Annotated in this window: 1 protein-coding gene; it reads right to left on the reverse strand. The window is 69.2% G+C overall.

Annotation, left to right across the window (positions count from 1 at the left end; genetic code table 11):
- A partial coding sequence (locus tag ACWCO3_RS33480; protein WP_450013950.1) for an SDR family NAD(P)-dependent oxidoreductase occupies window positions 1–2,951 on the reverse strand: 2,951 nt, incomplete at both ends.

Genomic DNA, 2,951 nt, shown 5'->3' on the forward strand with positions numbered 1-2,951 from the left:
TCCTGATTGACCGCACTACCCCGCACCACCGCCAACACGCGATGCCCATTGGCCACCGCATCCGACAAACGCTCCACCACCAGAACACCGACACCCTCACCCCACGCCGTGCCATCCGCCCCCGCCGCGAAAGCCTTACACCGACCATCACCGGCCAACCCCCGCTGCCGCGAAAACTCAATGAACGTCCCCGGCGTCGACATCACCGTCACACCACCAGCCAACGCCAAACCACACTCACCAGACCGCAACGCCTGCACCGCCAAATGCAACGCCACCAACGACGACGAACACGCCGTATCCACAGTGACCGCAGGCCCCTCCACACCTAACACATAAGAAACCCGACCCGACAACACACTCGCCGCGTTACCAGTCCCCAAGAAACCATCAGCCTCCCGCGGCACCGCCAACAACAACGTCGAATAATCCTGACCATTCGTCCCCGTGAAAACACCAACCGGAGAACCCCGCAACCCCAGCGGATCAACCCCCGCCGACTCCAACGCCTCCCACGACACCTCCAACAACAACCGCTGCTGCGGATCCATCGCCAACGCCTCCCGAGGCGACACCCCGAAAAACGACGCATCAAAACCCGCAACACCACCCAAAAACCCACCAGCAGAAACATACGACGTCCCAAACGACTCCCCATCACCCACCAAACCCGCCAAATCCCAACCCCGATCCGACGGAAACTCCACCACCCCATCCCCACCCGACACCACAAAATCCCACAACTCATCCGGCGACCCCACACCACCCGGAAAACGACACGCCATACCCACAATCGCCACCGGCTCATCCACCACAACCGACGACGACACCACCTCCGAAACACCGGAGCCTCCACCCAACAACGACCCCAGATAACCCGCCAACACACCCGCCGACGGATAATCAAAAACAACACTCGACGGCAGCTGCAAACCCGTCACCACATTCAACCGATTACGCAACTCCACCGCAGTCAACGAATCGAAGCCGAGTTCCTTGAACGGTTGGTCGGCGTCGATCAAACCGGCGCCGGTGTGCCCGAGGACGGCAGCCGCACTGGTGACCACCAGGTCGAGCAGTTCGCGGGACCGCTCCTCGGCGCTCATCGCGGCGTACCGGCCGGCGGCGGGCGCGGCCGGCGTCGAGTCGGTGACCTGTAGGCGAATGTGGTCGGGCAGCGCGCTGACCAGCGGACGGACGCGGGCGGACGCGTACATCGGAAGGAAGCGGTCCCAGTCGACGTCGGCGATGGTCACGCTGGTCTCGTCGCGGTCGAGGACCGACTGGAGACCGGAGAGGGCGAGTTCCGGGTCGACGGTGAGCAGGCCACGCTTGCGCAGCTGCTCGGTGATCTCCGGGTCGTCGGCCATGCCCCCGCCGGCCCAGACGCCCCAGGCGATCGCTGTGGCCGCGAGACCACGGGAGCGGCGCCACTCGGCGAACGCGTCGAGGAAGGCGTTGCCGGCCGAGTACGCGGCCTGCCCGCCGCTGCCCCAGACACCGGAGATGGAGGAGAACAGGACGAAGGTGCTGGGCTCGTCGCCGAGCGCGGCGTCCAGGTTGGTCGCGCCGGCGACCTTGGCGGCCAGGACGGCGTCGAGGTCGGCGGCGGTGGCGGTGTCCAGGTGGGTGTGGTGGTCGACGCCGGCGGCATGGACGACGGTGTCGATCCGCTCGCCGGCCTCCCGTAGTTGCTGGACGAGCCGGTTCACCTCGTCCGGGTCGGCGACGTCGCAGGCGCTGACTGTCACCCGGGCCCCGTGGCGTCGCACCTCGGCGGCCACCACGTCGGCGTCGGGCGCGTGGAGACCGCGACGGCTGACCAGGACCACGTGTTCGGCTCCGCGGACGGCGACCCAACTCGCCACCCGGGCGCCGAGGCCACCGGTTCCGCCGGTGATCAGCACGGTGCCGCGCGGCAGCCATGCGTCGCGGGGTGCGGCCTCGGTGTGCGGGTGTCGCAGCAACCGACGTACGTAGGTGCCGGATCCGCGTACCGCGATCTCGTCCTCGCCATTGCCGTGCAGCGCGGTGACGACCCGGTCGGCGGCACGCTGGTCCAGCTTCTCCGGCAGGTCGACGAGGCCACCCCAGAGGTGGGGGCGTTCCAGGCCGAGGACCCGACCGAGGCCCCAGGCGAGGGCCTGGCGGGGCGCGTCGAGGCGGTCCGCGCGGCCGGTGGCGACGGCGCCCCGGGTGGCGGCCCACAGTGGTGCTTCCATGCCCGCGTCGGCGCAGGCCTGCGCGACGGTCAGGAGGGTCGCCGCCGGGTCGAGCGCGGGGTCCAGGGCGAGCAGGGACAGGATGCCGTCGGTGGGGCCGGCGGTGCGCAGGCGGTCGGCGAGAGCGGTGCGCTCGGGGGTCACGGTGAGCACTGTGGCGTCGCCGAGTGCGGACAGGAGCGCCGTGGTGTCGTCGACGTCGGCGCTGGTCAGCACGATCCACCGGCCTGCCGCCGGGGTGTGGTGTGTGCCGGTCGACGGCTCCCAGCCGATCCGGTAGCGCAGTGTGTCGAGCACCGCGTGGGTGTGCCGGCGCCGCCGCCACGCGGAGAACGCGGGCAACAGCGCTTCCAGGGTTTCGCGGTCCTCGTCCGAGCCGAGGCCGAGGGTTTCCGCGAGGAAGGCCGTGTCCTGGCGCTCGATCGCCGACCAGAAGTGCCCGTCGGCCGGGTCGCCGGCCGTCTCGGTCCGCTCGGCGGGCGGCGAGGTGAGCCAGTACTGCTGCCGTTGGAAGGCGTAGGTGGGCAGGTCGATCAACCGCCCACCGGTCAGGCAGGGCGTCCAGTCCACAGCGACACCGCGCACGAAAGCCTGCGCGAGAGCGGCCAGCAGCGTGGCAGGTTGGTCCCGGTCAGAGCGTTGCACTGGTACGAACACCGCGTCAGCGACGCAGTCCGCACCCATCGCGGACAGCACCCCGTCCGGGCCGATCTCCACGAACGTGCTGAC

The sequence above is a fragment of the Micromonospora sp. NPDC002411 genome, assembly GCF_053592955.1.